Raw genomic sequence first — 2,458 nt, forward strand, 5'->3', positions numbered from 1 at the left:
CATCATCGGTGTGCTCCGCAACGGGCTCAACCTGCTCGGGGTGTCACCATTCGTTCAGCAGGTCGTCATCGGCTTGGTCATCGCCATCGCGGTGGGCTCCGACGTGCTCCGCCGGAGGAGCTCGTGATGGATCGGGGCGCTCAGCGCTGGTTCGCCGTCGTCGCGGCGTTGGTGTTGGTGCTGACGACCAGCGGATGCAGGGCGCTGCTGGACCATTCGGATGGACGGCCCACGATCGGTCTGGCGGTCGCCAATCAACAAGCGGACTTCTTCAACATGATCCGGCAGGCGGTACAGGCAGCCGCGGACAAGGACGGGTTCCGTGTCGTGGTCGCGGACGCGAAGGGTGACGGGGACACCCAGGTCAGCCAGATTCAGAACTTCATCACACAGGAGGTGGATGCCATCATCTACATCCCGGCCGGAGCGACCGCAGCCACCGTGCCGGTTCGTGACGCCAAAGCCGCAGGCATCCCCATCGTGGCCGTGGACCGCAACCCAGCGGGTGCCCCGGCCACCACGTTCATTGCCACCGACAGCGTGGCCGCGGCAAGGGATCTCGGCAACTACGTCATCAACGTCAGCAAGGGACGAGGCGTCGTTGGCACGGTACAGGGCCAGCTCGGCACCACGCCGGAGATGGCCCGTGACGAGGGCTTCACCGAGGCGTTGAAGACCGCGCCCGGGCTAACGGAGGCTGCGCGCCAAGCATCGCAGCAGTGGTCCCAAAGCGAGGGTTTCGACATCGCCACCGACATGCTCCAGGCCCACCCCGACATCACCGTCCTGTTCGGCCGGGCCGACGCGCTGGCCCTCGGGGCCGCCTCTGCCGCGCGCGCCGCCGACCGCACCGACATCACGGTCGTCGGGTTCGACGGCGACATCGCCGGCCTCGAGGCAGTCCGAGACGGCACGATCGCCGCCACCATCACCCAGCAGACCTATCGCATGGGGGCGCTCGCGGTCTCATCGGCGAAGGCCTTGATCGACGGGTCCGATGTACCTGCCGAACAGCTCCAGAAGGGACTGCTGACGACACGTGACAACGTCAGCCAGTTCCTTGCCAAGCATCCGTGACCGCCACGCCCGGCTGGAGAATGACATGACTGCACAACAGGACTCGATCCTCGTCGTCGAAGGCATCTCGAAGCACTATCCCGGCACCGTCGCACTCGCCGAGGTCGATCTGACGATCGAGCCCGGCGAGGTGGTGGCATTACTCGGCGAGAACGGGGCGGGCAAGTCGACCCTGGCGAGCATCGTTGCCGGATCGACGACTCCGAGCGCTGGGACCATGACGTGGTGCGGCGCGCCGTACGCTCCTGCCAGTCCTGGTGAGTCGATCGCCCTTGGCATCGGGATGATCCACCAGGAGATGCGGCTGCTGCCCGAACTCAGTGTTGCGGAGAACGTGATGGTTGGCCGTTGGTCGACCCGTAACGGCTTCGTCTCCCAGTCGGACATGGCCCGTGATGCCAAGCGCCACTTGGACCGACTCGGCTTCACCGGCCGGATGGATCAGCTGGTTCGGGACCTCAGCGTCGCAGGCCAGCAGCAGGTCGAGATAGCCAAGGCACTCGCCCTCGACGCGCGACTGCTCATTCTGGACGAACCGACGGCGGCTCTGGGCCGCGACGAGACCGATGCGCTGTTCGCCACGGTGCGCGCGCTGCGCGCCGACGGCGTCTCGTTCGTCTACGTCAGCCACCGGCTCTCCGAGATCGCGCAGATCGCCGACCGCATCGTCGTCCTGCGGGACGGGTGCAAGGTCAGCGAACATCCCAATGGACACGTCTCGCCGGATCAGTTGGTGCAGGAGATGGTGGGCCGTCCGATTCACCGGCTCTTCCCCGACATTGCGCCGCCGAGCAAGGAGGTGGTGCTCTCGGTGCGTGGCTTGTCCTCTGCCACTGGCAGGTTCGCCGACATCGACTTCGACGTGCATGCCGGCGAGATCTTCGGCATCGCCGGCATCGTGGGCGCAGGCCGGACCGAGGTGGTGCGGGCCATCGCCGGCGCCGACGCATACTCGGGCACCGTGAGCATGGACGGCAAGGCGTTGCGCGGTGGCCTCCGCGAGGCGATCCGCGCCGGGATCGCACTGGTGCCCGAGGACCGCAAGCAGCAGGGCCTCATCGTCGCCGAGACCATCGAGGACAACATCGCCCTGCCCAACCTGGATTCGCTACAGCACCGGGGCTGGGTCATGCCGAAGGCGGTGCGGTCGATGGGGATCGACGTATCCCGCAAGCTCGGTGTCAAGGGCCGCCCCAACAACGCCGTCGCGTCGCTGTCGGGTGGCAACCAGCAGAAGGTGGTGCTGGGAAAGTGGCTCGAACGCGGCCCCCGGGTGGTGATCCTGGATGAACCCACCCGTGGGATCGACGTCGGCGCGCGCTCGGCGATCTATCAGCTCATCGCCGAATTGACCACCGCCGGAACGGCGGTCGTGGTGGTG

2 protein-coding genes are annotated in these 2,458 nt (G+C 66.8%); both read left to right on the forward strand.

Annotation, left to right across the window (positions count from 1 at the left end; translation table 11 throughout):
• Positions 1–126 precede the first annotated feature (126 nt).
• Positions 127–1,077 carry a substrate-binding domain-containing protein gene (locus ACRDUX_RS12965; protein WP_526414431.1) on the forward strand — a complete coding sequence of 317 codons (951 nt, stop codon included), beginning with the start codon at positions 127–129 and terminating at the stop codon, positions 1,075–1,077.
• A gap of 25 nt (positions 1,078–1,102) precedes the next feature.
• Positions 1,103–2,458, forward strand: a 1,356-nt coding sequence (locus ACRDUX_RS12970) for a sugar ABC transporter ATP-binding protein (protein WP_526414432.1), incomplete at its 3' end; no start/stop codon positions are given.

Origin of the sequence: Mycobacterium sp., from assembly GCF_050701675.1 — a bacterium.
Taxonomy (GTDB): domain Bacteria; phylum Actinomycetota; class Actinomycetes; order Mycobacteriales; family Mycobacteriaceae; genus Mycobacterium.